This is a genomic window from Kluyvera ascorbata ATCC 33433 (genome assembly GCF_000735365.1).
Taxonomy (GTDB): Bacteria; Pseudomonadota; Gammaproteobacteria; order Enterobacterales; family Enterobacteriaceae; genus Kluyvera; species Kluyvera ascorbata.
On sequence record NZ_JMPL01000242.1, the window covers coordinates 1 to 385 of the forward strand.

General features: G+C 53.8%; 1 protein-coding gene. It reads right to left on the reverse strand.

Annotated elements, in window-relative coordinates; all coding sequences use genetic code 11:
- Positions 1–385: GTP-binding protein (locus GKAS_RS23390; protein WP_035897928.1), on the reverse strand; the 385-nt coding region annotated here is incomplete at both ends.

The window sequence follows — 385 nt, forward strand, 5'->3', positions numbered from 1 at the left end:
GGAACGCCTACCTGACGACCCAGCAGGATGTGCTCACGAGTCTGTGGCATAGGGCCATCAGTCGCAGCAACAACCAGGATCGCGCCGTCCATCTGCGCAGCACCGGTGATCATGTTTTTAACATAGTCGGCGTGGCCTGGGCAGTCTACGTGTGCGTAGTGGCGAGTCGGGGTGTCATATTCAACGTGGGAAGTGTTGATGGTGATACCACGAGCTTTTTCTTCTGGTGCGTTATCGATCTGGTCGAAAGCACGAGCAGCACCGCCGTAGGTTTTAGCCAGTACGGTAGTGATTGCAGCAGTCAGGGTAGTTTTACCGTGGTCAACGTGGCCGATGGTGCCGACGTTAACGTGCGGTTTTGTACGTTCAAATTTTTCTTTAGACA